This is a genomic window from Variovorax sp. GW821-FHT06D12, from assembly GCF_059419205.1.
The window spans coordinates 166,814-191,469 of sequence record NZ_JBWKRI010000003.1 but is presented as its reverse complement, the minus strand read 5'-3'; the positions used below and the strand labels follow the sequence as shown (position 1 = coordinate 191,469).

The window sequence follows — 24,656 nt, the reverse complement described above, 5'->3', positions numbered from 1 at the left end:
AAAAACTGTACGGGGCTGCGCAGCCCTACTCGGCCGCGCGGCGCAGCGTGTCGACCACCGGCCGGCGCAGCACATCGCGCAGGCCCCACCACCCCGCCGCCAGCGCCAGCACCGCGCCGGCCAGCGCGCCCGCCACCGGCACGAGCGGCGAGGCGGTCCAGGTGAACTCGAACACGTAGCGCGCCAGCCCCCAGCCGATCACCGAGGCCACGATGCTCGCCAGGAAGCCCGCGAGCAGGCCGACGCCCACCAGCTCGGCGCGCTGCACCTGCCGCAGCAGGCTGGCGCGCGCGCCCACGGCGCGCATCACGGCGAACTCGCGCGCACGTTCCTCGCGCGTGGCGGTGACGGCGGCGAACAGCACCACGAGCCCGGCCGCCAGCGTGAAGCCGAACAGGAACTCGACCGCGCGCACCACCTGGTCGAGCACGCGCTGCACCTGGTTGATGGTGGCGCTCATGTCGACGTTGGTCACGTTGGGAAAGCTGCGCACCAGCGCGTTGTCGAAGCCGCGCGTCTCGGGCGCGCGGAAGGCGCCCATGTAGGTCACGGGCACGTCGGCCAGCGAGGCCACGGTGTACATCACGAAGAAGTTGGCGTGCAGCGAGCCCCAGTCGACCTTGCGCAGCGAGGTGATGCGCGCGTCGTTCTGCATGCCGCCGATGTCGAAGCGCAGGGTGTCGCCCAGCTTCAGGCCGAGCGTCTCGGCCAGGCCTTCTTCCACGCTCACCTCGTTCTTCGCCTCGGGCGTCCAGGCGCCGGCGGTGACGCTGTTGTGCGCGGGCGCCTCGGTGCTGTTGCTCAGGTTGAACTCGCGGTCCACCAGGCGCTTGGCGCGGTCCTCGGTGTAGTCGTCGGGCGTCACGGGCTTGTCGTTGATCGCCACCAGCCGGCCGCGGATCATCGGGTACCAGTCGAACTTGGCGACGCCCGCGTCGCGCAGCGTCTTCTGGAACGCCTCGCTCTGCTCGGGCATCACGTTGATGACGAAGCGGTTGGGCGCATCGGGCGGCGTGGCCTTGCGCCAGCTCGCCACGAGGTCGGTGCGCAGCAGCACCAGCAGCACCAGCGCCAGCAGGCCCACGGCGAGCGCGCTGACCTGCACCACGGCGTAGGCCGGGCGCGCCGAGATCTGCCGCGTGGCCAGCACCAGCCAGCGCGGCGCGGTGGTCTCGCTGACGCTGCGGCGCAGCACCTTCACGGCGAGCCAGCTCAGCAGCGCGAACACGGCCACGGCACCGGCAAAGCCGCCGACCGCAATGAGGCCCAGCTTGAGGTCACTGCTGGCCGCCATCAGCAGCGCCGCGAAGCCCGCCACGCCGATGCCGAGCACGGCGAGCGACGCGGGCTTGAGCCCGCCCACGTCGCGGCGGATCACGCGCAGCGGCGGCACGCGCGCCAGCTGCAGCACCGGCGGCAGGCCGAAGGCGAACAGCAGCGTGAGCCCCATGCCCAGGCCGAAGGCCACGGGCCACAGCGTGGCGGCGGGCAAGGCGGTCTCGACCAGCCCGGCCAGCAGCAGCACGAACACATAGTGGACGGCGAAGCCGATGGCCACGCCGATCGCGCTGGCCACGGTGCCGATCACGGCGAACTCGAAGGCGTAGGCCGCGGCGATGGTGCGCTGGCTCTGGCCCAGCACGCGCAGCATGGCGCAGTCGTCCAGGTGGCTGGCCGCGAAGCCGCGCGCCGCCAGCGCCACGGCTACGGCCGACAGCAGCGCGGCGAGCAGCGCGACCAGGCTCAGGAATTTCTCGGCGCGGTCCAGCGTCTGGCGCATCTCGGGCCGGCCGCCCTCGAAGGAATCGAGCCGCACGCCGCGCAGCTCGCCCTTCTTGATGGTGGCGTCGGCCCATTCGGTGAAACGTTTCACGGCGGCGTCGTCGCCCGCCACGGCGTAGCGGTAGCCCACGCGGCTGGCCGGCTGCACGAGGCCGGTGCGCGCCACGTCGGCCTGGTTGAGCATCACGCGCGGCGAAAAGCTCATGAAGCCCGCGCCCCGGTCGGGCTCGAGCGTGATCACGCGGCCCACGCGCAGGCCGGTGTCGCCCAGCAGCAGCGTGTCGCCGACCTTCAGGCCCAGCGAGTCGAGCAGCGAGGCATCGACCCAGACCTCGCCCGACGCCGGCACGTCGCGCGTCACGGTGCCCGCGCCCTCGGCCGTGGTGGCCGTCTGCAGGTTGCCGCGCAGCGGGTAGCCCGGCGTCACGGCCTTCAGGGCCACGAGCTTGCTGGCGCCGCCCTGCGCCTCTTCGGCCCGCGCCATGGTGGGAAAGCCGAAGGTGCCGGTGCCCGCGAGGCCCAGCGACTTCGCCTGTGCAATGAAAGTTTCGGGCGTCGGGTTGTCGCTCACGACCACCGCGTCACCGCCCAGCAGTTGGCGCGCGTCGCGCTGCAGCCCGCCCTGCAATCGGTCGGCGAAGAAGCCGACCGCCGTGAGCGCGGCCACGGCCAGCACCACGGCCACGATCAAGAGGCGCAGCTCGCCGGCGCGCAGGTCGCGCCAGAACGTGCGCCAGCCAAGGCGAAGGGAAGCGTTCATGGCGCGAACGATAGCCGACGCCTACCGGCACCGGCGGACTCAAGGGTTATTGAATGAAGGGGCCGCCAGGTGTTGCCCGCTGCGCGGACCTGTCGCACGATGCGAAAAAACGAAGGAGCGCGTGTCGATGACGACCCCACCCGCCCGGCGGCGCCCCGGCTCAGGGCAGCACGACGAGACCCGGCGCGCCAGCTTCCACGCGGCCGATGACCGCCGCCTGCCCGAAGCCTTCGTTGCGGAAGATCTCCAGCACCGCCTCGACCGCCTCGGGCGCGCAGCTCACGAGCAGGCCGCCCGAGGTCTGCGGGTCGGTCATGAGCGCCTGCGCGGTGGCCGGCAGGCCCTCGTGCAGTTGCACATCAGCGCCGTAACCCGCCCAGTTGCGGCCCGACGCGCCGGTGACCAGCCCGCCGCCGGCCATGGCGATCACGTTGTCGAGCAGCGGCACGCGCGACCACTCGACCACCGCCGCGAGCCCCGCGCCGCGCGCGAGTTCGAGCGCGTGGCCGGCCAGGCCGAAGCCGGTGACGTCGGTCAGCGCATGCACGCCGTCGAGCGCCGACAGCGCGATGCCGGGCGTGTTGAGCTTGGTCGTGTTCTCGATCAGCTGGCGGTAGCCGGCCTCGGACAGCTGCTGCTTCTTGAGCGCCGCCGACAGCACGCCCACGCCCAGCGGCTTGCCCAGCACCAGCACGTCGCCCGCCTGCGCGTCGGCATTGCGCCGCACGCGCTTGGGGTGCACCAGCCCCATCGCGACCAGCCCGTAGATCGGCTCGACCGAATCGATGGTGTGGCCGCCCGCAATGGGAATGCCGGCCGCGCGGCACACGTCCTGCCCGCCGCGCACGATCTCGGCGATGACTTCCACCGGCAGCTGGTTGATCGGCATGGCGACCAGCGCCAGCGCCATGATCGGGCGCCCGCCCATCGCGTAGACGTCGCTGATCGCGTTGGTCGCGGCGATGCGGCCGAACTCGTAGGGGTCGTCCACGATGGGCATGAAGAAATCGGTGGTGGCGATCAGCGCCTGCTCGTCGTTGAGCCGGTAGACTGCCGCGTCGTCGGCGGTCTCGATGCCGACCATGAGCTCGGGCGGAATCAGCCCGCCCGCATGGTTCTTGAGGATCTGCGACAGCACGCCCGGCGCGATCTTGCAGCCGCAGCCGCCCCCATGCGAGAAGCTGGTGAGCCGCAGCGGCGCCAACGGATTCAGGAGCTTGGAAGGTGCGGCTTCGATCATGGCAGCGGGTCGGTCGAATGGAACAAGCCGCGATTATCGAAGCCCGCACCGCCGTCTGCCCGAGTGCCCCGACACACCCTTTTCTTTTTCCACTGAACGCGTCATCACACCATGCAAACGAAACAAACCGTGTCCCGGCTCGCGCTCGCGCTGGCCCTGTCCCTCACCGCCGTGGGCGCCTTCGCCCAGGGCGTGCTGCGCGTGTCGGCCATTCCCGACGAGGCGCCCACCGAGCTGCAGCGCAAGTTCACGCCGCTGGGCGACTACCTGAAGAAGGAAACCGGCATGGACGTGCAGTTCACGCCCGTGACCGACTACGCCGCCGTGGTCGAAGGCCTGGCGACGAACAAGATCGACCTGGCCTGGCTGGGCGGCTTCACCTTCGTGCAGGCGCGCATCCGCACCAACGGCGGCGCGGTGCCGATCGTGCAGCGCGCGGAAGACGAGGTGTTCACCAGCAAGTTCATCGTGCCGATCGACAGCCCCGCCAAGACGCTGGCCGACCTGAAGGGCAAGACCTTCGCCTTCGGCGCGCCCTCATCCACCTCGGGCAGCCTGATGCCGCGCTACTTCCTGCTGCAGGCCGGCATCAACCCCGAGAAGGACTTCAAGACCGTCGCGTTCTCGGGCGCGCACGACGCCACCGTGGCCTTCGTGGCCGCCTCGCGCGCCGAAGCGGGCGTGCTCAACGCCTCGGTGTGGGACAAGCTGGTGGAGGCCAAGAACCCCAACGCCGCCAAGGTGCGCGTGCTGGCCACCACGCCGACCTACTACGACTACAACTGGACCGTGCGCCCGGGCCTGGACGCCGCCGTGACGAAGAAGCTGACCGACGCCTTCCTGAAGCTGGACCCGGCCAACCCGGCGCACAAGGAGATCATGGCGCTGCAGCGCGCGAGCAAGTTCATTCCCACCAAGTCGTCGAACTACGACGGCATCGAGACGGCGGGCAAGTCGGCCGGCCTCATCAAGTGAGCGGAATGCGCGGATGAGTTTTTCGCTCGACAGCGCGGGCGTGGTGCACCCCAACGGCCAGCGCGCGCTGGCCGGCGTGACGCTGGCCGCGCGCGACGGCGAGCGCATCGCGGTCATCGGGCCCTCGGGCGCGGGCAAGACCACGCTGCTGCGCGTGCTCGGCGCCGCGCTGCGGCCCGGCGAAGGCCAGGTGCAGGCGCTGGGCCAGCGCCCGTGGCAGTTGTCGGCGCGTGCGCTCAAGCAGCTGCGCGCGCGCATCGGCACCGTGCACCAGGCCCCGCCGATCGCGCCGCGCCTGCGCGTGGTCACGGCCGTGCTCGCGGGCCGGCTCGGCCAGTGGTCGACGGCACGCGCGCTGGGTTCGCTCTTCTACCCGTCCGACATCGCGGGCGCGCACGCGGCGCTGGCCCGGCTCGCGCTCGAAGACCGGCTGTTCGACCGCTGCGACCGCCTCTCGGGCGGCCAGCTGCAGCGCGTGGGCATCGCGCGCGTGCTGTACCAGCGCCCCGCGCTGCTGCTGGCGGACGAGCCGGTGTCGGCGCTCGACCCCACGCTGGCGCACGCGGCCGTGGGCCAGCTGGTGGCGCAGAGCGAATCGACCGGCGCCACGCTGGTCGCGTCGCTGCACGCGGTCGATCTGGCACTGCGCTGGTTTCCGCGCATCGTGGGCATGCGCGACGGGCAGGTCGCCTTCGACCTGCCGGCCGCCGAGGTGACGCCGGCGCTGCTCGAGGCGCTCTATGCGAGCGAAGGCGGCGTGGCGACGCAAGGGCCGCTGCCGGTCGCGCCGGTGGCCGGCACCGCCGAGCCAACCTTCCACCGGCCGGACTGCCCGTGACGGCGACACTCGCCCGCCCCGCCCTGCGCGATCCGCACGCGGGCCGCCGCCTGGCCGGCTGGCTCGCGGCACTGGCCGTTGCGTGGCCAATGCTCGCGCTCTCCGAATTCAAGCCCTGGGCGCTGTTCGGCAGCGGCAACCTCGCCGTCATCGGCGGTTTTCTTGCGGGCTTTTTTCCACCCGACAGCTCGCCCGCCTTTCTCGCGCTGCTCGCCAAGGCCACGCTCGAGACCCTGGCCATGGCCACGGCCGGCACGGCCATGGCGCTGCTGATCGGCGCGCCGCTGGGCTTCGTGACCACGCGCGCGCTCTCCATCTCGCGCATCGGCCCCGGCCCCGGTCGCGTGCAGGCCGGCATCGTCCGCCAAGCAGCGCGCTGGCTGCTGATGGTGTTGCGCGCCATTCCCGAGATCGTGTGGGCGCTGCTGTTCGTGCGCGCGCTCGGGCTCGGCCCTGCGGCCGGCGTGCTGGCGCTGGCCATCACCTACGGCGGCATGCTGGGCAAGGTCTACGCCGAGATCCTCGAATCGACCGACACGCGCCCCGCGCGCGCCCTGCTCGAAAGCGGCAGCGGCCGGCTCGCGGCGCTGTGCTACGGCCTGCTGCCGCACACGGCGCAGGAGCTGGCCTCGTACACCGTGTACCGCTGGGAATGCGCCGTGCGCGCCTCGGTGGTGATGGGCTTCGTGGGTGCGGGCGGCCTCGGGCAGCTCATGGACCAGTCGATGAAGATGCTCAACGGCGGCGAGGCCAGCAGCATCCTGCTGGTGTTCCTCGCGCTCGTGCTGCTGGCGGACATGCTGAGCAACGCGCTGCGAAAGCTCCTGGCATGACGACGCTGCCGCCACGCCCTCCTTTGTGCCTGCGCTGCTGGCTCGCCGTGGGACTGATCGCCGCGGCCGTGGTCGCGAGCTTCGTCTACCTAGGCATCGACTACGGCGCGCTGGGCTCGGCCGAATCGCTCCAGCTCATGGGCAAGTTCATCGCCGAGTTCTTCCCGCCCGACGTGTCGCCCGAATTTCTGGCCAAGGTCGGCCACGGCGCGCTGCAGACGCTGGCCGTGTCGGCGCTGGGCACCGTGCTGGCCGCCATGGCGGGCGCCGTGCTCGCGCTGCCGGCGTCGGGGCGCATCGGCGGGCCGCTGCGCCATGGCGCGCGCTTCGTGCTCAACTTCCTGCGCAGCGTGCCCGAGCTGGTGTGGGCCGCGCTGATGGTGCTGGCCGCCGGCATCGGGCCGTTCGCGGGCGCGCTGGCGCTGTCGCTGCACACGACCGGCGTGCTCGGGCGCCTCTTCGCCGAAGCACTGGAGAACGCGCCGCGCGAGCCCGAGCAGGCACTGGCGCTCTCGGGCGCCGGCCCGGTCGCCGCCTTCAGCTACGCCGGCCTGCCGATCGTGCTGCCGCAGTGGGTGGCCTACACGCTCTACCGCTGGGAAATGAACATCCGCATGGCGGCCGTGCTGGGCTTCGTGGGCGGCGGCGGGCTGGGCCAGCTGCTGTACTTCCACCTGTCGATCTTCCAGCAGCAGCAGGCGATGACGGTGCTGATCGCCATGTTCGTGCTGGTCACCTTTGTCGACTTGGCGAGTGCTCGCTTGCGAAAAGGCCTAGGTCCCGCCTACGCCTGAGTGGCCGACAATGGCGGCATGAGGTCCCTTCAGCCATGAGTCATCGCCAGCCCGTTCGGGTGGCGGACCGCCACGCCTTCGATTCGATCATCGACGCCCGCTCGCCCGCCGAGTTCGCGCTCGACCACATCCCCGGCGCCATCAACTGCCCCGTGCTCAACGACGAGGAGCGCCACATCGTCGGCACGGTCTACGTGCAGACCGGCGCCTTCGAGGCGCGCCGCATCGGCGGCGCGATGGTCGCGGCCAACATCGCGACGCACCTGCGCGACACGCTGGCCGACCGGCCCGAGAAGTGGAAGCCGCTGGTCTACTGCTGGCGCGGCGGCATGCGCAGCGGCTCGATGGTCACCTGGCTGCGGCTCGTGGGCTGGGACGCGCAGCAGCTCGCGGGCGGCTACAAGAGCTTTCGCCGGCACGTGATCTCGCAGCTCGACGCGCTGACGCCGCAGCTCGACCTGCGCGTGGTCTGCGGCGCCACCGGCAGCGCCAAGACGCGCGTGCTGCACGCGCTGGCCGAACGCGGCGCGCAGGTGCTCGACCTCGAAGACTTCGCCAACCACAAGGGCTCGCTGCTCGGCGCGCTGCCGGGCGTGCCGCAGCCCTCGCAAAAGCAGTTCGAGACGCGCATCGCGACCGTGCTCGAAGCCATCGACCTCTCGCGCCCGCTGTATGTCGAGGGCGAGAGCGTGCGCATCGGGCGGCTGTCGCTGCCGCTGTCGCTCGTGGCGCAGATGCGCGCCGCGCCGTGCATCGAGGTGGAGGCCACGCTCGAGGCGCGGCTGGCCTACCTGCTGCGCGACTACGCCTACCTGGGCGACGACCGCGCGGCGCTCGCCGAGAAGATGGGCGTGCTCAAGGAACTGCAGGGCAAGGAAACGGTGACGCGCTGGCAGCAGTGGGCCCACGAGGCCGACCTGCCGCACCTGTTCGCCGAGCTGATGTCGTTGCACTACGACCCGCACTACCAGAAGTCGCAGGAGACGCACTTTCGCGCGTGGACGAAGCGCCAGCGCGTGGGGTCGACCGACCTCTCGGATCAGGGCATCGAGGCCGTGGCCGACGCGGTGCTGGCGCTCGGCGACCCGAGCCCGTCGGCGTAAAGCACGCCGCGCGGCGCGCGGCACAGCCCCCAGAACCGCAGGCCGCTGAGCTCGGCCATGCGCACGCCCATCGCGGTCGGCGCCGAGATGGTCGCCATCGCCGCGATGCCCAGGCGCGCGCACTTGCGCACCAGCTCGTGGCTGCCGCGGCTGGACATCAGCACGAAGCCTGGCTCCTGCAGCCGATTCGCACGCGCCAGCGCGCCGAGCAGCTTGTCGAGCGCGTTGTGGCGGCCCACGTCTTCCATCAGGTCGGTGAGTTCGCCGTCCACCGTGGCCCAGGCTGCCGCGTGGATCGCGCCGGCTTCGGCGTTGAGCACCTGGCGCGGCGGCATGGCGGCGAAGGCGCGCAGCACGGTGGCGAGGTCGATGCGTTCGATCCAGTCGCGCGGCGGCACGCGCTGCGGCGACAGGTCGAGCCCCGCGAAGCTTTCGACGCCGCACACGCCGCAGCCGGTGCGGCCCGCGAGGCTGCGGCGCCGGTCCTTCAGGCGTTCGAAGCTGCGCGTGGACACTTCGAGCTGCACCTCGATGCCCGGCATGCCTTCGGGCAGGCCCGCATCGAGGGCCTCGACCGTTCGCACGTCGATGCCGCGGCAATCGGCAGCGCTGTCGAGGATGCCTTCGCTGAGCGCAAAGCCCAGCGCGAAGGCTTCGAGGTCTTGTGGCGTGGCCATCATCACCGCGTGCGAGACGCCGTTGAACACCAGCGCCACCGGCACCTCGGCGGCCAGCGTGTCGTCGCGCACCACGCCTTCGGGCGCGAGGCCGCGCTCGCCGAAGACGTGCACGGCATGCCGCGCGAGGGGCGGCAGGGCGTCGGGTTCGGGGGTGTCTGTCATGGCCGCGGCCATTGTCCGCTCAGTCGGAGTGTTCGTCAGCCGGCAGGCTGTCGACCACCGCGCGCCCGGCGTCGGTGAGGTGCGCGACCCAGCGATCGTCCAGCTGCACCACGCGCACCCAGCCCGGTCCGGGCACGCCTCCCAGCGCGGCATCGCCCATCAGCGTGAGCTGGCGCATGACCACGCTCGCGCCCTGCCCCAGCCGCTTGCCCAGGCGCGGCAGCGACATGCCGCCCTCGCCCGGGGCTTCAGCGAGCGCGCGCAGGATCGCGATGGAAAAGGCGTCGGCGTCGAATGCTTCGCTGCTCATGCCGCCACGGCGTCGGCCTCCGCCGCGACCGGCGCCACATGCAGCGACAGCACCACGGGGATCGACTTGGAGGTCGGCGTGCCCGCGTTCTCGGCCACCGACGACAGCGGCACCAGCGGGTTCGTCTCGGGATAGTAGGCCGCGAGGTTGCCGCGCGGGATGTCGTAGGCCACCAGCTTGAAGCGGTCGGCACGCCGCTCCTGCCCGTCGCTCCACACGGTCTGGATGTCGACCCAGTCGCCGTCCTTCATGCCGAGCTGGCGGATGTCGTCGGCGTGGATGAACACCACGCGGCGCTGGCCGAACACGCCGCGGTAGCGGTCGTCCATGCCGTAGATGGTGGTGTTGTACTGGTCGTGCGAGCGCGTGGTGAGCAGCGTGAACACCAGCGTGTCGCGCTGCGACGCGAAGCGCGCGCGGGCCCGGTGCGCGTGCGTGTCCAGCGGCACGGCGTGCGTGAAGAACACGGCCTTCTTCGACGCGGTGGCCCACACGCGCTCGCTCGCCGTGTTGCGCAGGCGGAAGCCACCCGGATGCGCCACGCGCGCGTTGAAGTCTTTGAAGTCGTCGAACACGGCTTCGATCTTGTCGCGGATGCGGGCGTAGTCTTCCACCAGCCAAAGCCACGGCGTCTTGCTGCGCGCGCCGATGGTGGCCGCGGCCAGGCGCGCCACGATAGCGGGCTCGGACAGCAGGTGCTCCGACGCCGGCGGGTTGATGCCCATCGAGATGTGGACCATGCTCATAGAGTCTTCGACCGTCACGCCCTGCGGACCGTTGGCCTGCATGTCGATCTCGGTGCGGCCCAGGCACGGCAGGATGAGCGCCTCGCGCCCGTGGATGATGTGGCTGCGGTTGAGCTTGGTCGTCACGTGCACCGTGAGGTCGCACTGCTGCAGCGCCTTCCAGGTCTGGTAGGTGTCGGGCGTGGCCGCCGCGAAGTTGCCGCCCAGCGCGAAGAACACCTTGCCCTTGCCGTCGAGCATGAGCTGGATCGCCTCGACCGTGTCCACGCCGTTCTGGCGCGGCGGCTCGAAGCCGAACACCTGCTGCAGCCGGTCGAGCAGCGCGGCCGGCGGCTTTTCCCAGATGCCCATGGTGCGGTCGCCCTGCACGTTGCTGTGGCCGCGCACCGGGCAGGCGCCCGCGCCTTCGCGGCCCATGTGGCCGCACAGCATGAGCCAGTTGCCGATCATCTGGATCGTGGCCACCGAATGCTGGTGCTGCGTGATGCCCATGCCCCAGCAGGCGATGACGCGCTTCGCGCCCAGGTACACGTCGGCCGCCGCGCGGATCTGCGCTTCGCTCAGGCCCGACTCCTGCGCCAGCAGCGGCCACGATTCGGCGCGCAGGTCGTCGGCCAGCGCCTCGAAACCCAGGGTGTGCTCGGCGATGAATGCGTGGTCGAGCACCGAAGGCTCGCCGCGCGCCACCGCCGCGTCTTCGCGCTCGATGACGTGCTTCATCATCCCCTTCACCGCCGCGAAGTCGCCGCCCACGCGCAGCTGGAAGTAGTGCGTGCTGATCGGCGTGGAGCCCAGCGTGGCCATCTCGAGCTTGTCCTGCGGATCGGCGAAGCGCTCCAGCCCGCGCTCGCGCAGCGGGTTGAAGCTCACGATGCGCGCGCCGCGCTTGGAGGCCGCGCGCAGCTCGCCGAGCATGCGCGGGTGGTTGGTGCCCGGGTTCTGGCCGAAGATGAAGATCGCGTCGGCCTTCTCGAAGTCTTCCAGCGTGACCGTGCCCTTGCCCACGCCCAGCTGCGGTCGCATGCCGCTGCCGCTGGGCTCGTGGCACATGTTCGAGCAGTCGGGGAAGTTGTTGGTGCCGTACTCGCGCACGAACAGCTGGTACAGGAAGGCCGCCTCGTTGCTCGCGCGGCCCGAGGTGTAGAAGATGGCCTGGTTCGGGTCGGGCAGCGCGTTCAGGTGCTGCGCGATGCGCGCGAAGGCGTCGTCCCAGTCGATGGGCACGTACTTGTCGCTGGCCGCGTCGTAGGCCATGGGGTGCGTGAGCCGGCCCTGGTCTTCGAGCCAGAAGTCGCTCTGCTGCGCCAGCTCGGCCACCGTGTGCTTCGCGAACAGCTCCGGGCCCGCGCGCCGCGCGGTGGCCTCGGCGGCCACGGCCTTCACGCCGTTCTCGCAGAACTCGAAGGTCGAGGCATGGTTGCGGTCGGGCCAGGCGCAGCCGGGGCAGTCGAAACCGTCGGGCTGGTTGGCCGAGAGCAGCGTCTTCGCGCCCTTGACCGGAATGTCCTGCCGCAGCAGCGCATTCGTCACGCTGCGCAACGCGCCCCAGCCACCGGCGGGGCCCTTGTAAAACTCGATCTTCTGCTCGCTCATGGCGGCAGTGTTGGCCTGTGGGGGCGTGGCGTCAAATTGAATCGCGACATGCGGCGATTCAAAATGGAAATGACGAAGGCTCAGGCCTCGCGCGCGCCACCCATCAGCAAACCCCGCAGCTTGCTGCGCAGTGGCGTCTCCTCGACCTCCTGCACCCCCGCAATCTCGCGCAGCGCAAAGTCGCGGCTCTCGGCGTTGTGCAGGTCGATCTCCCGCACCACCTGCCCGTCCTTGTAGACAAAGGCCACGTCGGCCAGCGCGAGCACGTCCTCGATGTCGTGCGTGATCATCAAAACCGGGATGCCCCATTGCTTGCGCACCTGCGCCAGCTCGTTGCGCAGCTCGGCGCGCAGCATGGGGTTGAGCGCGGCAAAGGGTTCGTCGAGCAGCAGCACCTGCGGCTCGCAGGCCAGTGCGCGCGCCAGGGCCACGCGCTGCTGCTGGCCGCCCGAGAGTTTCTGCGGCCGGCTGTCGGCCAGCGCGGCGAGGCCGAAGCTGGCCAGCAGCGCCTGCACGCGCTCGGCGTCGCGGGCCGGCAGCGTGCGGCGGTGCCACGCGGTGAGCCCGAAGGCCACGTTCTCGCGCACCGTGAGGTGCGGGAACAGCGCGTAGTTCTGGAACAGGTAGCCGATGCGGCGCGCCGGCGCGGGCACGTCGATGCGCTGCGCCGCGTCGTACAGCGTGCGGCCATCGAGCCGCACATGGCCCGCCGACGGATGCAGCAGGCCAGCGATGGCCTGCAGGGTCAGCGACTTGCCGGCCCCCGAGGGGCCATACAGCGCAGCAAAGGGAACGTCGGTCTGGAAGCGCACAGCGAGGTCGAAGCGCCGGGCCCCGTCCTTCACCGTGAGCTGCAGATCGACATCGATCATGGCTTGCCGAAACCGTAGCGCGTGAGCACCTCTTGCGCGGCCGGTGTCGCGAGGAAGGCGATGAAGTCGCCGGCCAGCGCCTTCTGCTTGCTCTCGGCCACCACGGCGATGGGGTACGTCACGGGCGTGTGGCCGGTGGGCGTGAAGGCGACCTTGACCTTGTCGCCGGCCACGGCCGCGTCGGTGCGGTACACGAAGCCCGCCTCGACCTCGCCACGGCTCACGTAGTCGAGCACCTGGCGCACGCTGTCGGCCTGCACGAACTTGGGTTCGAGCGCGGTCCAGAGCTTGGCGTTGTCCAGCACCTGCTTGGTGTAGCGGCCGACCGGCACGGTGGCGGTCTTGCCGACGGCGATCTTCTTCACGTTCGCACCGCTCAGGTCCTGCAGCGACTTCAGGCCGACGGCGCCCTGCGCAGGCTCGACCAGCACGAGGCTGTTGGTGACGAAGTCCTTGCGGGTGGCGGTGTCGATGAGCTTCTGGTCGTTGCCGCGGTTCATCGTCTCCTGGTCGGCGCTGGCGAACACGTCGACCGGCGCGCCCTGCCCGATCTGCTGCAGCAGCACGCCCGAGGCCGCGAAGTTGAAGCGCACGGTGCTGCCCGCCTTGGCGGCTTCGAACTTGGGACCGATTTCCTTGAACGCATCGGTCAGGCTCGCGGCGGCGGACACGGTGATCTGCTGCGCGGCGGCCGCAAGCGGCAGGGCCAGGGCAAGCACGACGGACAAAAGACGCAACGGACGCATGGGCACAGTCTCCTGGAAAAAGGGGGGATCAACGAAGCGAAAAGAAGCGGTTCGACACCACCAGCACGGCAATCGACAGCACCGACGTGACGACCACCAGCAGCAGCGCCAGGTCGTCGTGGCCGGCCTGCACGGCGTCGTAGATGGCCATCGACAGGGTCTGGGTCTGCTTGGGAATGGAGCCGGCCACCATCAGCGAGGCGCCGAACTCGCCCATGGCGCGCGCGAACGCGAGCAGCGTGCCGGCCAGGATGCCGGGCCAGGCCAGCGGCAGCGTGACGCGCAGGAACACCGAGAACGGCGACTGGCGCAAGGTGCTCGCGGCGGCTTCGAGCGAGCGGTCGACGTTCGAGAACGCGGCGCTGGCCGACTTGAGCACCAGCGGCAGCGCGACCACGGCCGACGCCACCACGGCGCCGTGCCAGCTGAAGATGATGGTGTAGTCGAAGTGCTCGCGCAGCCAGGCGCCGAGCGGGCTGCGGCGCCCCGCCGCGACCAGGATGGCGTAGCCGATCACCGTGGGCGGCAGCACCAGCGGCAGCATGAACACGGCCTCGAGCACGCCCGAGCCGACGAACTGCTTGCGCGCGAACACCCAGCCCAGCGCCACGCCCGCGACCAGCGCCAGCAAGGTCGCGACCGCCGCGACCTGCAGCGACAGGACCAGCGGCGACCAGTCGGTGGTGGCGATCAGCGAAGAGGTGGTCGTCGTGTTCATTGAGATACGGCGTAATTGTTACATGAGCGGCCTTCTGGTTCCCACGGGGATGCACGGATGCGCCGGTCTTCATATACTGGCGAATACAGCGTTGGAGACTTTGTCCATCCGCCCCATGCGCCTTTCCCCTCATGACACCGTTGTCCGCTCGACCTCCGGCAGGCCCGAGCTTCGCCATGTGACGCAGGTGCACGAATGGCGCATCGAGCGCACGCTGGACGCCGGCGGCTTCGTGCTGTCGATCATTGCGCCGGGCGGCGAGAGCCAGTCGTTCCTGGTGGCGCCGGGCGACGCGCAGGACATCGGCGAGGTGCTGCGCCGCAGCGCCGCATGGACCGACCGGCGCGAGCAATGACCACCATGTGGCGCCACATGACGGGTGCGGAACGCATCCTCGAAGTCCTGCTGACGCGGCGCTCGGTGTCGCCGCGGCGGCTGCAATCGCCCGGCCCGAACCCCGACGAACTCGACGCCATCCTTCAGGCCGGCCTGCGCGCGCCCGACCACGGCGGGCTGCATCCGTGGCGCGTGATCGAGTTCCGCCCGCAGAACCGCGAGGCGCTGGCCTGGTGCTTCGAACAGGAAAAGCTGCGCCGCGATCCGCTCGCCAGCCCGACCGACCTGCGGCGCGCCCGCGAGCACGCCACGCGCCCGCCGCTGCTGCTGGGCTTCGTGGTGTCGCCACGCGAGCGCAGCAAGATCCCCGCGCGCGAGCAGTGGCTGGGCGCCGGCGCGGCGCTGGGCAACCTGCTGGCTGCCGCGCACCAACTGGGCTACGGCGCCATCGTGCTCAGCGGCGAGCGCTGCTTCGACGAGACGCTGGTGCGCCAGGTCGGCGTGCAGCCGGGCGAGTACCTGGCGGGGTTCATCAGCATGGGCACGATCCGCGAGGCGCCGCCGCAGGCGCGCGAGACGCTGTCGCAGGACGTGTGGTCGTGCTGGCAGGGCGACCTGCTGCCGGGCGCGGCCGGCGAGGCGTCAGCCGACGGCGATCAGTCCATCCGGCCGTCGGAGCGCGTGCGCGGCAGCTGATCGAGCCGCGCGCCGAACCAGCCCACGCGCTCGGTCTCGCGCACGTCGAAGCGCGGCACGTAGGGCTTGATGTCGAGCACGGGCGTGCCGTCGATCATGTCGTTGCCGCTGAAATGCAGCGTCGTGCCCTCCACCGCCGTGAGCCGCACGATCGACAGGCCCAGCCGGTTGGGCCGCGCGGGCGCGCGCGTGGCGAACACGCCGTGCGTGGCGTCGTCGAGAAAGGGCACCACCTCGAGCCGCTCGTGCGCGCAGCGGTGCAGGTGCGTCACGAGGATCAGGTAGTCGAAGCCTTCGATGTCGCGCAGCCCCGGCGCGAACTCGGTGAACACCTCCAGGCGCCCCACTTCGTCGGGTGCGCCGGCTGTCTGGATGGGCATGCCCGAGGTTTCGGTGAAGCGGCTGCGCACGATGCCGACCGGGCGGCAGACGACGGGATCGATGTCGGCGGCGTTCATGGGGCCAGCAGGCGCGTGAGCGCGCGAACGTCCGCCGCCGTCGCGAGGCGCGCAGCGTTCTCGATGGCGCGGTAGCGCTTCACGATGTCCTCGCCCACGGGCGTGAGCGCCGTGCCGCCGCCGCGCGAACCGCCGGCGGCGGTGTTCACGGCCGGCGAGGCCAGCGTCTGGTTCATCTCGTCGATCAGCATCCACGCGCGGCGGTACGACATGCCGAGCAGGCGGGCCGCCGCCGAGATCGAACCGGTCTCGGCCACGGCTTCGAGCACGGCGATCTTGCCGGGGCCGATGGCGATGGTGTCGTCCCGGTAGATGCGCAGGCGGAACTGGGCTTTGGATTTCATGATGGCGCGAAGGGTAAACCATCCAGGTGCCGTCGGCACCCGTGGGCCGGGCTACGCGGCGTCGAGCGCGCCGCTGTGCTGGCGCGCCTGCGCCTGCCATTCGGGCGTCTGCAAGAAGGCCAGCGCCGCATCGAGCGCCCGCGCGGGCCGCACGCCCTCCTGCGTCATGAAGCCGATGGGCGTGCGCACCTCGGGCGCCACCAGCGGCAGCGCCTCCAGTTCGCGGTGGCTGCGCACGGCCGCCACCATGGCGCCGGGCAGCACGCTGCTGACGGTGCCCGCGCTCACGGCCAGCGCGAGCGTGAGCACCGAGTTGGTCTCGATGGCGGGCGCCACCGCGGCCACGCCAGCCTCGCGCAGCGCTTGGTCGATGATGGCGCGGTTGTGCATGTCGGGCGTGAGCAGGCACAGCGGCAGCTTGCCGGCCTCGGCCCAGGCGATGGGGCGGCCGATGCGCAGCCGGTCGGCGGAGGGCTTCTTCGCGCGCCGCAGCAGGAAGTAGTGTTCGATGCTCTGCGGCCAGGCCTTGAGCTTGACGCCCGGCAGGTGCATGCGCTCGGTGTAGCCCAGGGCGAGGTCGACCGAGAGATTCTCCAGGCCCGTTTCCAGCTCCTGCGAGCTCATGGAGAGCACGGCCGGCACGATGCCCGGATGGCGCTGCTGCAGCATGGCGGCAAAGCGCGACAGCATCGGGATCGCGGTGGGCACGGCGGCCATGCGCAGCCGCCCGCGCGGGTCGCCGGCCTCGCTGCGCAGCTCCTGCAGCAGCACCTCGTTGTCGCGCAGCATGCGCTGCGCCGTGGCCAGCACGCGCTCACCTTCGTGCGTGAGGCCCACGTACACGCGGGAGCGCTTGACGATGACAACGCCGAACTCGCCTTCCAGCGCGCGCAGCGCGTTGGACAGGGCCGGCTGCGTGATGTGGCAGGCCTGCGCGGCGCGGCCGAAATGCTTGTGCTCGCTGAGTGCGACGAGGTAGCGCATCGAGGCGAGCAGGTTCATTGCGTGCGTCCTTTTTCTTCTTGGGGCTCTCGTTCGGGGCGCCTGCACAGGCCCTCGCCCTGCCCCGCCTCGGCCTCAGGTGTTCTTGCTGATCGAGATCGTCGGGAACTTCGCCGAGAAGTCCTTCGCCTTCTCCGCGATCCCCACCGCCACGCTGCGCGCCACGGCCTTGTAGAGCCCGGCCACCTCGCCGTCGGGATCGGACACCACCGTGGGCGCCCCGCTGTCCGCCTGCAGCCGGATGTTGATGTCCAGCGGCAGCGCGCCCAGGTAGGCCATCTGGTACTCGGCCGCCATTTTCTTGCCGCCGTCGGCGCCGAAGATGTGCTCGGCATGGCCGCAGTTGGAGCAGATGTGCACCGCCATGTTCTCCACGATGCCCAGGATCGGCACGCCGACCTTCTCGAACATCTGGATGCCCTTGCGCGCGTCGAGCAGCGCAATGTCCTGCGGCGTGGTGACGATCACCGCGCCGGTCATCGGCACGCGCTGGCTCAGCGTGAGCTGGATGTCGCCGGTGCCCGGCGGCATGTCGACGATCAGGTAGTCGAGGTCTTTCCAGTTGGTCTGGCGCAGCAGCTGCTCGAGCGCCTGCGTGGCCATGGGGCCGCGCCAGATCATGGCCTGGTCGGCGTCGACCAGGAAGCCGATCGACATCACCTGCACGCCGTGGCGCTCCTTGGGCTCCATATTCTTGCCGTCGATGCTCTCGGGGCGTCCGTCCAGGCCCATCATCATGGGCTGGCTCGGGCCGTAGATGTCGGCGTCGAGCAGGCCCACGCTGGCGCCCTCGGCGGCCAGCGCCAGCGCCAGGTTGGCGGCCGTGGTGCTCTTGCCCACGCCGCCCTTGCCCGAGGCCACCGCCACGATGTTGCGCACGTTGGGCATCAGCTGCACGCCGCGCTGCACCGCATGGCTGATGACCTTGGTGACGATGTTGACCGACACGTTCTCCACGCCCGGCACGGCCTTGGCCGCGGCCACCAGCGACTTGCGGATGGCCGCGTGCTGGCTCTTGGCGGGGTAGCCGAGTTCGAGGTCGAACGAGACATCGCCCTCGGCGATCTGCAGGTTTTTGAGCGAGCGGGTCGCTGCGAATTCTTTGCCGGTGTTAGGGTCCGTGACGCTCTTGAGTGCGTCCATGAGCCCGTCGGGGGTGAGTGCCATTGATCAAACTCCTGAATGGCGGGTAGTCTATTCCGCCCGCCAAGCCCGTACCGGGACGCGCTCATTTCCCGTCCGAAAAACGCCGAAGAAGAAAAGACACCGACGCAATGCCCGAGACAAGCCCCGCCACCGGCCTGCTGCTGACAGGCGGCGGCGCCCGCGCCGCCTACCAGGTCGGCGTGCTCGAAGCCATCGCCGAGATCCGGCGCGACGCCGTGGCGGCGGGTGCGGCCATCGGCGGCGGCAACCCGTTCCAGATCATCACAGGCACCTCGGCCGGCGCCATCAACGCCGCGGCGCTGGCCTGCGGCGCCGACGACTTCGACCGCGTGGTCGCGCACATCGCGCAGGTCTGGGGCGAGTTCCGCGCCGAGCAGATCTACCGCGCCGACTCGCTCTCGGTGCTCGGCAGCGGCGCGCGCTGGCGCATGCTGCTCGGGCTGGGGCGCTTTGCGGCCAACTGGATGCGCATCAAGCCCAAGTCGCTGCTGGACAACTCCCCGCTGGCCGGCCTGCTGCAACGCCTGGTACCGCTGGACCGCCTGCCGCAGCTCATGCAGCAGGGCCACGTGCAGGCGCTGGCGGTCACGGCGTCGAGCTACAGCTCGGGCGAGCACGTGACCTTCTTCGAGGCGGCCGTGCCGATGGAGCCCTGGGTGCGCTCGCAGCGCCTGTCGGTGCGCGACCGCATCACGCACGCGCACCTGATGGCCTCGTCGGCCATTCCCTTCGTGTTCCCGGCCACGGCGCTGCCCATGCCGCCCGGCCACACCGAGTACTTCGGCGACGGCTCGATGCGCCAGTCGGCGCCCATCGCGGCGGCGATCCACCTGGGCGCGCAGCGCATCGTGGTGATCGGCGCGGGCCGCATGCACGAGCCGCGCGACGAGGATGCGCCCAACACCCACAGCGGCTACCCGACCATGGCGCAGATCGCCGGCCATGCGCTGTCGAGCATCTTTCTGGATGCGCTGGCGGTTGACATCGAGCGCCTGCGCCGCATCAACCACACGCTGGGCCTCATTCCCGAAGAGGCACGCGCGGCGAGCACGCTGCGCCCGCTCGACCTGCTGGTGATCTCGCCGTCGGAGCGCATCGACATGATCGCGGCGCGCCACGTCGACGCGCTGCCGGGCGCCGTGCGGCACCTGCTGGGCGGCTCGAAGGTCGCCGCCGACGTGAAGGGCGGCGCGCTCGCGAGCTACCTGCTGTTCGAGTCGGCCTACACGCGCGAGCTCATGGCGCTGGGGCGCGCGGACGCGATGCGCCAGCGCGACGAGGTGCTGCGGTTCTTCGGGTGGGTGCCGAAGTGACAGCGCACGCGGCCGGCTGAGCCCCCTGTCCCTCAGTCCGCCTCGTCCAGCAGCCCCAGCACCACGTCCAGCAGCACGTTCGCGCCCTGCGCCAGGTCGGCGCTCGCCGTGTGCTCCTTCGGGTTGTGGCTGATGCCGCGCACGCTCGGCACGAAGACCATGGCGGCGGGCGCGATGCGCGCCATCATCTGTGCGTCGTGGCCCGCGCCCGAGGTCATGCGGCGGTGGCTCAGGCCGCGGGCGTGCGCGCTGGCCTCGACGAGGCGCACCAGCCGTTCATCGAACTGCACCGGCTCGAAGCGCGCCAGCGTGCGGGCTTCGATGGTCACGCCTTCGGTAGTTTCGAGTTGCCGCAGGTAGTCGGCCAACTCTCCTTCGGCGTCCTTCAGCGTCGCCTCGTCGGTGTTGCGCAGGTCGACCGTGAGCGTGGCACGCGCCGCGATCACGTTGATGAGGTTGGGGTGCAGGTCGATCGCGCCGACGGTCGCGACCTGGCTGCCGCCGTAGCGGCGCGCCAGCTCGCGCACGAACACCGCGATGGCGGCGGCGCAGTAGCCGGCGTCGTGGCGCAGGTGCATGGGCGTGGTGCCCGCGTGGTTCGACTGGCCGGTGACGACGATCTCCTGCCACGAGATGCCCTGCAGGTCGGCCACCGCGCCGATGGTGACGCCCCCTGCCTCCAGCACCGGGCCCTGCTCGATGTGCAGTTCGACGAACGCATGCGGCACCAGCACGCCGCAGGCCATGTCGCCCGCGTAGCCGATGCGCGCGAGTTCGTCGCCCAGCCGCGCGCCGTCGGTGGCGACGGTGTCGAGCGCCGCCTCGAGCGCCAGGCCGCCCGCATGCACCAGCGAACCCATCATGTCGGGCATGAAGCGCACGCCCTCCTCGTTGGTGAAAGCCGCGACCACGAAGGGGCGCAGCGTCTGGCGCTGGCGTTCGTTGAGCCAGCGCACCACCTCCAGGCCCGCCAGCACGCCGTAGTTGCCGTCGTAGCGCCCGCCCGTGGCGACGGTGTCGATGTGGGAGCCGGTCATCACGGGTCGGGCATCGGGCAGCTGGCCGGGGCGGATGCCGAAGATGTTGCCGATGCGGTCGATGCGCACGGTGAGGCCCAGGTCGCGCATCCATTGCACGAGCCGGTCGCGGCCCGCGCGGTCGGCGTCGGTGAGCGCGATGCGGCAGACGCCGCCTTGCGCCGTCGCGCCGATGGCGGCGTGCGCGTCGATGCGCGCCATCAGCGCCGCCTCGGCGATGCCTTCGCGTTGCAGCCATTGCGTCTGCGCTGCCACGACTTTTTCGCCCGTGCGGCCGGTCAGCGTGCGGTACACGCCGGGCGCGGTCGCGCCTTCGGTGCTGAACAGCAGCACGCGCGAGCTGGCGTCGAGGCCGGCGGCACGCGCCAGTTCAGGGTCGGCCGCGAGCACCTGCAGCGCGGCCAGGCCGGCCGCGCCGGATTCGCCGACCAGCACCGGCACGTCGCCCGCCTCGCCGGTGGCGAAGGTGCGCATGGCGTGCTCGGCGTCGGCATCGGTGACGGTCATGAAGAGGTCGACCGAGGGCTGCAGGAAGCGCCACGCGAGCGGCGAGGTCTCGCCGCAGGCCAGCCCCGCCATCACCGAATCGACGCTGCCGGTGGCGCGGTCGGGCCGGCCGCTGCGCGCGCTCTGCAGCAGGCAGTCGGCCTGCTCGGGCTCGACGACGATCAAGGTCGGCCGCGCGGCGCCGTAGCGCTCCCAGAAATGGCTCGCCACGCCGGCCGCGAGCCCGCCGACGCCGCCCTGCACGATGACGTGGGTGAAGGGGCACGGCGCACCGGGCGCGGTGTTCTCGAGCAGCTCGTCGACGAGGATGCCGTAGCCCTGCATCACGTCGCGCGGAATCTCTTCGTAGCCTTCGTAGGAGGTGTCGGAGACCACCTCCCAGCCGTTCACCCTGGCCAGGCGCGCGGCCTCCTCGACCGAGGCGTCGTAGTTGCCCGCGATACGCACGATCTCGGCGCCGAGCGCGGCGATGGGCGCCTCGCGCTCCTCGCTGACCTGCGCGTGCAGCACGATCACGCAGCGGCAGCCCATGCTCTGCGCCGCCGCGGCCAATGCGCGGCCGTGGTTGCCGTCGGTCGCGCTGATGACGACGAAGTCGCGCAGCGCCTCGGCGTGCCGGCCCGCGAACAGGTCGGCCGGTGTCCAGCCCCGCTCGGGCCAGCGGCGCAGCACGAGCCGCAGCAAGGCCACGGGCGCGCCCAGCACCTTGAAGCTGCCGAGCGCGGAGCGGCGCGATTCGTCCTTCACGACGACCTGCGCGATGCCCAGTTGCGCCGCGAGCCGGGGCAGCGGCCACGCCGGCGTCGGCTGCGGCGAGAGCCGGTCCCAGGTGGACAGCCACTGGCGGCTCTCGCGGCCGCGTGCGATGTTCATGACGGCCTGCAGGGCCGCGTCGTAGCCGCGCCGTTGCGCGTGAGGGTTGGCGAAGAGCATGGGAAGAAAACCGGAAAAGAAGAATGGATCAGGCGGCGGTGCGCACGGGAAGCCGCTGGCGCACGATCTGCGCGAAGTAGCGCGCGCCCGTGGTCAGCACCGCGTCGTTGAAGTCGTAGCGGCCGTTGTGCAGCGGCGTGCCGCCGGGCTCGCCCTCGGCGCCGTTGCCCAGGAAGACGAAGGCGCCCGGCACGGCGCGCAGGAAGGCGCCGAAGTCTTCCGAGATCATCATCGGCGCGACGTTGGCGTCGACCTTCCCGGCGCCCACCACGGCCGTCGCGGCGGCCACCGCGGTCGGCACGCATTCGGCCCAGTTCACGGTGGGCGCGAACTCGTGCGTGTAGCTGAACGTGCACTCCGCGCCGTGCATGCGGCAGATGCCTTCGCTGATCTCGCGCATGCGCGTCTCGAGCATGCGCTGCACGGTCGGGTCGTAGCTGCGCGTGTCGCCCTTGATGACCACGTTCGACGGAATCGCGTTGCGGATGCCGTCGGTGATGAACTCGGTGCACGACACCACGGCCTGCGCGCCGGGGTCGAGCGTGCGCGACACGATGGTCTGCAGCGCCAGCACGATCTGCGCGCCGATCACGATCGGGTCGATGCCCATGTGCGGCCGCGCGGCATGCGTGCCCCGGCCGTGGATGTGGATGACGAAGTTGTCCTCGCTCGCCATCAGGCCGCCCGCGCGCGTGGCGAAGGTGCCGGCGGGCAGGCCGGGCATGTTGTGCAGGCCGTAGATCTCGTCGACCGGAAAGCGTTCGAACAGGCCGTCGTCCATCATGGCGCGGGCGCCGCGGCCGTGCTCTTCGGCGGGCTGGAAGATGAAGCGCACGGTGCCGTCGAAATCGCGCCGCTCGCGCAGCAGCTGCGCGGCGCCGAGCACCATCGCCATGTGGCCGTCGTGGCCGCAGGCGTGCATGCGCCCGGGCGTGCCGGAGGCGTAGGGCCGCTCGGTCGCCAGTTCGGTGATGGCCAGCGCGTCCATCTCGGCGCGCAGGCCGATCACGCCGGTTCCGCTGCCGACCGTGAGGCTGGCGACCAGCCCGGTGCCGCCGATGCCGGTGTGCACCTCGAGCCCCAGCGCCCGCAGCGCGTTGGCAATGAAGGCCGAGGTCTTCGCCTCCTCGAAGCCGGTCTCGGGCATCGCATGCAGCTGGTGCCGCCAGCCGGCCAGCTGGTCGCGCAGGGGTGCGTCTGGAAACTTCATGGCGAGATGCTATTGACAACGCAGCGGGACAGGTGCGCAAAATGAGCCACTACCACGCAACGTTTTTGCGCGAAGCCTGCCCTTTCTTCTCATGACACCCCTCGACGCCCTCGACCTGCGCCTGCTCGAACTGATCCAGGCCGACAGCCGCCTCTCACAGGGCGAACTGGGCGAGCGCATCCACCTGTCGACGGCGGCGGTGAACCGACGGCTCAAGCGCCTGCGCGACGAGGGCGTGATCCAGCGCCACGGCGCCGTGCTGTCGCCCGCCGCGCTCGGGCACCCGCTCACCATCGTGGTCGAAGTCGAGGCCGAAAGCGAGCAGATCGAACGGCTCGACGCCATGAAGCAAAGCTTTCGCGACTGCCCGCAGGTGCAGCAGTGCTACTACGTGACGGGCGAGTGGGACTTCATCCTCGTGTGCGTGGTGCGCGACATGGCGCAGTACACGGCGCTCACCCGCCAGCTGTTTTTCCAGAGCAACAACGTCAAGCGCTTTCGCACGCTGGTGACGATGGACCCGGTGAAGGTGAGCCTGGATGTGCCGGTGTCGGCAGAGCGCTGAGCGCGCGGGCTCAGGCGGCGCGCAGCGTCACGAGCCCAGGCCGAACAGCGCCAGCAGGCCCAGGACGAACCAGCCGGCCTTCTTGGCGCTGTCGGCGCTTTCCTTCGAGATCGGCCACAGCCTGGCGCGGCGCCAGGCCAGGAAGTTGTTGGCCACCGCCAGGCCCACGCCAAGCAAGAGCAGCGGCGCCATGTCCCATGCGGCTGCGGCGATGCCCGACAGCACGATGATCAGCAGGCCCGCCACCCCGATCCCGCTCGAGGTGCTGGCCAGCACATGCGAGAGCTTGCCGCAGCGCCCGCACGCCGCAGGCGTTTCGCGGCTGGACCAGCGCTTGGCCATGGCGGCGATGCCCGGCTGGCGGCAATGGGGACAGGCGTAGGTCATGCGGCTCCCGCGAACGACGTGGAAGCCGACGATAGCCGATGGGCTCAACGCGCCGGCACCATCGACCGCAGCATCAGCAGCACCGCGCCGACGATCGGCGCCAGCGCCAGCAGCCGCCCGGGTTCGAAGGCCAGCCCTGCGACCGCGCCGAGCAGGCAGCCGGCCTTGATCCACATCGGCACCGCGCGCCAGCCGCGCCGGTGGGTCACGGCGAGCGCGACCAGCGCGACCCAGCCGATCGCGCCGCCGACGACCGACAGCGTCCAGCTCAGCAGGTAGAACGCCGAGTCGGCGTCGCGGAACGCGAGGGCCGTGCCCAGGCCGCGCCAGGTGTGCCACCAGCCGTCGAACAGCAGGAAGCCGGTGGCCGAGGCGGCCCACCAGAAGAAGGCGTAGAGGCTGGCGATGCCAGCGAGTGCTGCCAGCCCGCCCAGCAGGCGCCGGGTGATGTCGTCGAAGGGCGCGGGGTCGCGCCAGGCGGCTGTTTGTCCGTGGTCCATGGTCGGAGCTCCATTGGGTTCGCAATGGGTCCGACGGTAGGCGGCGAAT

General features: G+C 70.9%; 25 protein-coding genes and 1 pseudogene. 9 read left to right on the top strand and 17 right to left on the bottom strand.

Annotated features, from left to right (window positions below; all coding sequences use genetic code 11):
* Positions 1 to 25 precede the first annotated feature (25 nt).
* Positions 26 to 2,542, bottom strand: a complete 2,517-nt coding sequence (locus AC07SQ_RS11585) for an ABC transporter permease (protein ID WP_495271138.1) — start codon at positions 2,540 to 2,542, stop codon at positions 26 to 28.
* Between the two features lie 160 nt (positions 2,543 to 2,702).
* Positions 2,703 to 3,782 (bottom strand): selenide, water dikinase SelD, encoded by a 1,080-nt coding sequence (gene selD / locus AC07SQ_RS11580; protein ID WP_062469051.1) that lies wholly within the window; start codon positions 3,780 to 3,782, stop codon positions 2,703 to 2,705.
* A 111-nt stretch (positions 3,783 to 3,893) separates the two neighbouring features.
* On the opposite strand from selD, the gene AC07SQ_RS11575 reads away from it, so the two are divergent.
* The 5 genes from AC07SQ_RS11575 to mnmH are packed head-to-tail and all read left to right on the top strand — an operon-like array spanning position 3,894 to position 8,325.
* The gene (locus tag AC07SQ_RS11575) at positions 3,894 to 4,757 is read left to right on the top strand and encodes a putative selenate ABC transporter substrate-binding protein (protein WP_062469048.1); all 864 of its coding nucleotides are present in this window, start codon (positions 3,894 to 3,896) and stop codon (positions 4,755 to 4,757) included.
* Between the two features lie 13 nt (positions 4,758 to 4,770).
* Positions 4,771 to 5,595 carry a phosphonate ABC transporter ATP-binding protein gene (locus tag AC07SQ_RS11570; RefSeq protein ID WP_495271139.1) on the top strand — a complete coding sequence of 275 codons (825 nt, stop codon included), beginning with the start codon at positions 4,771 to 4,773 and terminating at the stop codon, positions 5,593 to 5,595.
* Complete coding sequence (locus AC07SQ_RS11565; protein WP_369644444.1) at positions 5,592 to 6,428, top strand: PhnE/PtxC family ABC transporter permease; 837 nt, start codon at positions 5,592 to 5,594, stop codon at positions 6,426 to 6,428. Before AC07SQ_RS11570 ends, AC07SQ_RS11565 begins: the two co-directional genes overlap by 4 nt.
* On the top strand, positions 6,425 to 7,222 hold the full coding sequence (gene phnE / locus AC07SQ_RS11560; protein WP_495271140.1) for a phosphonate ABC transporter, permease protein PhnE: 798 nt from the start codon (positions 6,425 to 6,427) through the stop codon (positions 7,220 to 7,222). The genes AC07SQ_RS11565 and phnE overlap by 4 nt, the downstream gene beginning before the upstream one ends.
* A gap of 35 nt (positions 7,223 to 7,257) precedes the next feature.
* On the top strand, positions 7,258 to 8,325 hold the full coding sequence (gene mnmH, locus AC07SQ_RS11555) for a tRNA 2-selenouridine(34) synthase MnmH (protein WP_495271141.1): 1,068 nt from the start codon (positions 7,258 to 7,260) through the stop codon (positions 8,323 to 8,325).
* On the opposite strand, the gene fdhD is transcribed toward mnmH, so the two are convergent.
* The 6 genes from fdhD to modB form a co-directional block, all read right to left on the bottom strand.
* Entirely contained in the window at positions 8,262 to 9,167 is a 906-nt protein-coding gene (gene fdhD / locus AC07SQ_RS11550) for a formate dehydrogenase accessory sulfurtransferase FdhD (RefSeq protein ID WP_495271142.1), read from the bottom strand. The genes mnmH and fdhD overlap by 64 nt on opposite strands.
* Before the next feature lie 19 nt (positions 9,168 to 9,186).
* Positions 9,187 to 9,477, bottom strand: a complete 291-nt coding sequence (locus tag AC07SQ_RS11545) for a hypothetical protein (protein ID WP_495271143.1) — start codon at positions 9,475 to 9,477, stop codon at positions 9,187 to 9,189.
* A complete protein-coding gene (locus AC07SQ_RS11540) occupies positions 9,474 to 11,816 on the bottom strand; it encodes an FdhF/YdeP family oxidoreductase (RefSeq protein ID WP_495271144.1) in 2,343 nt (780 codons plus the stop codon). Before AC07SQ_RS11540 ends, AC07SQ_RS11545 begins: the two co-directional genes overlap by 4 nt.
* 80 nt (positions 11,817 to 11,896) lie before the next feature.
* The gene (locus tag AC07SQ_RS11535) at positions 11,897 to 12,688 is read right to left on the bottom strand and encodes an ABC transporter ATP-binding protein (RefSeq protein WP_495271145.1); all 792 of its coding nucleotides are present in this window, start codon (positions 12,686 to 12,688) and stop codon (positions 11,897 to 11,899) included.
* On the bottom strand, positions 12,685 to 13,434 hold the full coding sequence (modA, locus tag AC07SQ_RS11530) for a molybdate ABC transporter substrate-binding protein (protein ID WP_307586203.1): 750 nt from the start codon (positions 13,432 to 13,434) through the stop codon (positions 12,685 to 12,687). Before modA ends, AC07SQ_RS11535 begins: the two co-directional genes overlap by 4 nt.
* 28 nt (positions 13,435 to 13,462) lie before the next feature.
* Positions 13,463 to 14,152, bottom strand: a complete 690-nt coding sequence (gene modB / locus AC07SQ_RS11525) for a molybdate ABC transporter permease subunit (protein ID WP_062479002.1) — start codon at positions 14,150 to 14,152, stop codon at positions 13,463 to 13,465.
* A gap of 115 nt (positions 14,153 to 14,267) precedes the next feature.
* Between modB and AC07SQ_RS11520 the strand changes: the two genes are divergently transcribed.
* Together AC07SQ_RS11520 and AC07SQ_RS11515 are read left to right on the top strand one after the other, a co-directional pair.
* The gene (locus AC07SQ_RS11520) at positions 14,268 to 14,507 is read left to right on the top strand and encodes a hypothetical protein (RefSeq protein ID WP_070061480.1); all 240 of its coding nucleotides are present in this window, start codon (positions 14,268 to 14,270) and stop codon (positions 14,505 to 14,507) included.
* Positions 14,504 to 15,184, top strand: a complete 681-nt coding sequence (locus tag AC07SQ_RS11515; RefSeq protein ID WP_492741186.1) for a nitroreductase family protein — start codon at positions 14,504 to 14,506, stop codon at positions 15,182 to 15,184. Before AC07SQ_RS11520 ends, AC07SQ_RS11515 begins: the two co-directional genes overlap by 4 nt.
* On the opposite strand, the gene tsaA is transcribed toward AC07SQ_RS11515, so the two are convergent.
* The 4 genes from tsaA to apbC form a co-directional block, all read right to left on the bottom strand.
* Positions 15,145 to 15,642 carry a tRNA (N6-threonylcarbamoyladenosine(37)-N6)-methyltransferase TrmO gene (gene tsaA, locus AC07SQ_RS11510; RefSeq protein WP_495271146.1) on the bottom strand — a complete coding sequence of 166 codons (498 nt, stop codon included), beginning with the start codon at positions 15,640 to 15,642 and terminating at the stop codon, positions 15,145 to 15,147. The two genes, AC07SQ_RS11515 and tsaA, sit on opposite strands and share 40 nt — an antisense overlap.
* Positions 15,639 to 15,986: a winged helix-turn-helix domain-containing protein gene (locus tag AC07SQ_RS11505; protein WP_062478989.1), complete on the bottom strand. Its 348-nt coding sequence runs from the start codon at positions 15,984 to 15,986 to the stop codon at positions 15,639 to 15,641. The genes tsaA and AC07SQ_RS11505 overlap by 4 nt, the downstream gene beginning before the upstream one ends.
* 51 nt (positions 15,987 to 16,037) lie before the next feature.
* A complete protein-coding gene (locus AC07SQ_RS11500) occupies positions 16,038 to 16,988 on the bottom strand; it encodes a LysR family transcriptional regulator (protein WP_139700229.1) in 951 nt (316 codons plus the stop codon).
* Positions 16,989 to 17,063: 75 nt separating this feature from the next.
* Positions 17,064 to 18,155: an iron-sulfur cluster carrier protein ApbC gene (gene apbC, locus AC07SQ_RS11495; protein WP_062478984.1), complete on the bottom strand. Its 1,092-nt coding sequence runs from the start codon at positions 18,153 to 18,155 to the stop codon at positions 17,064 to 17,066.
* Positions 18,156 to 18,262: 107 nt separating this feature from the next.
* On the opposite strand from apbC, the gene AC07SQ_RS11490 reads away from it, so the two are divergent.
* Positions 18,263 to 19,468: a patatin-like phospholipase family protein gene (locus AC07SQ_RS11490; protein WP_495271147.1), complete on the top strand. Its 1,206-nt coding sequence runs from the start codon at positions 18,263 to 18,265 to the stop codon at positions 19,466 to 19,468.
* Between the two features lie 32 nt (positions 19,469 to 19,500).
* On the opposite strand, the gene AC07SQ_RS11485 is transcribed toward AC07SQ_RS11490, so the two are convergent.
* The 3 genes and pseudogenes from AC07SQ_RS11485 to AC07SQ_RS11475 all read right to left on the bottom strand — a co-directional run bounded on the left by AC07SQ_RS11485 (position 19,501) and on the right by AC07SQ_RS11475 (position 23,155).
* Positions 19,501 to 20,706: a M20 family metallo-hydrolase gene (locus AC07SQ_RS11485; protein WP_495271236.1), complete on the bottom strand. Its 1,206-nt coding sequence runs from the start codon at positions 20,704 to 20,706 to the stop codon at positions 19,501 to 19,503.
* A 66-nt stretch (positions 20,707 to 20,772) separates the two neighbouring features.
* A pseudogene (locus tag AC07SQ_RS11480) lies at positions 20,773 to 21,945 on the bottom strand (diaminopropionate ammonia-lyase); the annotation flags it as partial.
* Between the two features lie 28 nt (positions 21,946 to 21,973).
* Positions 21,974 to 23,155, bottom strand: coding sequence for a M20 aminoacylase family protein (locus tag AC07SQ_RS11475; protein ID WP_495271148.1), 1,182 nt, complete (start codon positions 23,153 to 23,155; stop codon positions 21,974 to 21,976).
* A 91-nt stretch (positions 23,156 to 23,246) separates the two neighbouring features.
* On the opposite strand from AC07SQ_RS11475, the gene AC07SQ_RS11470 reads away from it, so the two are divergent.
* Positions 23,247 to 23,720 carry an Lrp/AsnC family transcriptional regulator gene (locus tag AC07SQ_RS11470; RefSeq protein ID WP_495271149.1) on the top strand — a complete coding sequence of 158 codons (474 nt, stop codon included), beginning with the start codon at positions 23,247 to 23,249 and terminating at the stop codon, positions 23,718 to 23,720.
* 27 nt (positions 23,721 to 23,747) lie between these two features.
* On the opposite strand, the gene AC07SQ_RS11465 is transcribed toward AC07SQ_RS11470, so the two are convergent.
* Together AC07SQ_RS11465 and AC07SQ_RS11460 are read right to left on the bottom strand one after the other, a co-directional pair.
* Positions 23,748 to 24,107 carry a hypothetical protein gene (locus tag AC07SQ_RS11465; RefSeq protein ID WP_307696232.1) on the bottom strand — a complete coding sequence of 120 codons (360 nt, stop codon included), beginning with the start codon at positions 24,105 to 24,107 and terminating at the stop codon, positions 23,748 to 23,750.
* A gap of 44 nt (positions 24,108 to 24,151) precedes the next feature.
* The gene (locus AC07SQ_RS11460; RefSeq protein WP_495271150.1) at positions 24,152 to 24,607 is read right to left on the bottom strand and encodes a hypothetical protein; all 456 of its coding nucleotides are present in this window, start codon (positions 24,605 to 24,607) and stop codon (positions 24,152 to 24,154) included.
* Between the last annotated feature and the right edge of the window lie 49 nt (positions 24,608 to 24,656).

Excerpts from the sequence above, each read along its gene's own strand:
- AC07SQ_RS11585 (WP_495271138.1), bottom strand. The coding sequence starts at position 2,542 with ATGAACGCTTCCCTTCGCCTTGGCTGGCGCACGTTCTGGCGCGACCTG.
- selD (WP_062469051.1), bottom strand. The coding sequence starts at position 3,782 with ATGATCGAAGCCGCACCTTCCAAGCTCCTGAATCCGTTGGCGCCGCTG.
- AC07SQ_RS11575 (WP_062469048.1), top strand. The coding sequence starts at position 3,894 with ATGCAAACGAAACAAACCGTGTCCCGGCTCGCGCTCGCGCTGGCCCTG.
- AC07SQ_RS11570 (WP_495271139.1), top strand. The coding sequence starts at position 4,771 with ATGAGTTTTTCGCTCGACAGCGCGGGCGTGGTGCACCCCAACGGCCAG.
- phnE (WP_495271140.1), top strand. The coding sequence starts at position 6,425 with ATGACGACGCTGCCGCCACGCCCTCCTTTGTGCCTGCGCTGCTGGCTC.
- mnmH (WP_495271141.1), top strand. The coding sequence starts at position 7,258 with ATGAGTCATCGCCAGCCCGTTCGGGTGGCGGACCGCCACGCCTTCGAT.
- fdhD (WP_495271142.1), bottom strand. The coding sequence starts at position 9,167 with ATGACAGACACCCCCGAACCCGACGCCCTGCCGCCCCTCGCGCGGCAT.
- AC07SQ_RS11545 (WP_495271143.1), bottom strand. The coding sequence starts at position 9,477 with ATGAGCAGCGAAGCATTCGACGCCGACGCCTTTTCCATCGCGATCCTG.
- AC07SQ_RS11540 (WP_495271144.1), bottom strand. The coding sequence starts at position 11,816 with ATGAGCGAGCAGAAGATCGAGTTTTACAAGGGCCCCGCCGGTGGCTGG.
- AC07SQ_RS11535 (WP_495271145.1), bottom strand. The coding sequence starts at position 12,688 with ATGATCGATGTCGATCTGCAGCTCACGGTGAAGGACGGGGCCCGGCGC.
- modA (WP_307586203.1), bottom strand. The coding sequence starts at position 13,434 with ATGCGTCCGTTGCGTCTTTTGTCCGTCGTGCTTGCCCTGGCCCTGCCG.
- modB (WP_062479002.1), bottom strand. The coding sequence starts at position 14,152 with ATGAACACGACGACCACCTCTTCGCTGATCGCCACCACCGACTGGTCG.
- AC07SQ_RS11520 (WP_070061480.1), top strand. The coding sequence starts at position 14,268 with ATGCGCCTTTCCCCTCATGACACCGTTGTCCGCTCGACCTCCGGCAGG.
- AC07SQ_RS11515 (WP_492741186.1), top strand. The coding sequence starts at position 14,504 with ATGACCACCATGTGGCGCCACATGACGGGTGCGGAACGCATCCTCGAA.
- tsaA (WP_495271146.1), bottom strand. The coding sequence starts at position 15,642 with ATGAACGCCGCCGACATCGATCCCGTCGTCTGCCGCCCGGTCGGCATC.
- AC07SQ_RS11505 (WP_062478989.1), bottom strand. The coding sequence starts at position 15,986 with ATGAAATCCAAAGCCCAGTTCCGCCTGCGCATCTACCGGGACGACACC.
- AC07SQ_RS11500 (WP_139700229.1), bottom strand. The coding sequence starts at position 16,988 with ATGAACCTGCTCGCCTCGATGCGCTACCTCGTCGCACTCAGCGAGCAC.
- apbC (WP_062478984.1), bottom strand. The coding sequence starts at position 18,155 with ATGGCACTCACCCCCGACGGGCTCATGGACGCACTCAAGAGCGTCACG.
- AC07SQ_RS11490 (WP_495271147.1), top strand. The coding sequence starts at position 18,263 with ATGCCCGAGACAAGCCCCGCCACCGGCCTGCTGCTGACAGGCGGCGGC.
- AC07SQ_RS11485 (WP_495271236.1), bottom strand. The coding sequence starts at position 20,706 with ATGGCGCGCATCGACGCGCACGCCGCCATCGGCGCGACGGCGCAAGGC.
- AC07SQ_RS11475 (WP_495271148.1), bottom strand. The coding sequence starts at position 23,155 with ATGAAGTTTCCAGACGCACCCCTGCGCGACCAGCTGGCCGGCTGGCGG.
- AC07SQ_RS11470 (WP_495271149.1), top strand. The coding sequence starts at position 23,247 with ATGACACCCCTCGACGCCCTCGACCTGCGCCTGCTCGAACTGATCCAG.
- AC07SQ_RS11465 (WP_307696232.1), bottom strand. The coding sequence starts at position 24,107 with ATGACCTACGCCTGTCCCCATTGCCGCCAGCCGGGCATCGCCGCCATG.
- AC07SQ_RS11460 (WP_495271150.1), bottom strand. The coding sequence starts at position 24,607 with ATGGACCACGGACAAACAGCCGCCTGGCGCGACCCCGCGCCCTTCGAC.